The organism is Bradyrhizobium sp. 14AA (assembly GCF_054185205.1).
Genome location: NZ_JAVAYM010000126.1, coordinates 1 through 485, shown reverse-complemented (window position 1 = coordinate 485; position 485 = coordinate 1). Strand labels below are relative to the sequence as shown.

The following is a 485-nucleotide window of genomic DNA, read 5'->3' as shown; positions in this document are numbered from 1 at the left end:
TCCCCCGCCCCAGAGTGATGATTCACGACGGGGCCAATGACTCGCCTCAAAACCGCTGCGATGCAAGGCGCCATATTCGGGAAATAATCGGCACAACGATCAGGCGTTTGCGGCGAAAGCCGTGAACCTCAGTCCGGCAGATTTTCGAGCAGGAAGCGGATTTCGTTGCCACCCATCGCCTTGCCGGTATCCGCGTAGCTGAAACCGGCGGACTGCAGCGCGTCGGTGATCTGGACAAGTCCGGTGGTGGCGAACGGCATCGCGACGGCGCCGTCGAAATCCGAGCCGAGCGCGACATGATCGATGCCGGCGACACCGGCTGCATGCTGGATCGCCCTGGCAACGGCGGCTGCATCCTTGCCGCAGACGGCGGTTTCCCAGTAGCCGATGCCGATCAGTCCTCCCTTGGCCGCCAGCGCCTTCAGTTGGTCGTCGGACAGGTTGCGGTTGTTGTCGCAGGTGCCCTTCACTCCGGTGTGCGAGAT

1 protein-coding gene is annotated in these 485 nt (G+C 62.9%); it reads right to left on the bottom strand.

The annotated features are described in order from the left end of the window. Positions 1-128: 128 nt before the first annotated feature. Positions 129-485, bottom strand: a 357-nt coding sequence (locus RAD15_RS43630; protein WP_458184833.1) for a membrane dipeptidase, incomplete at its 5' end; no start/stop codon positions are given.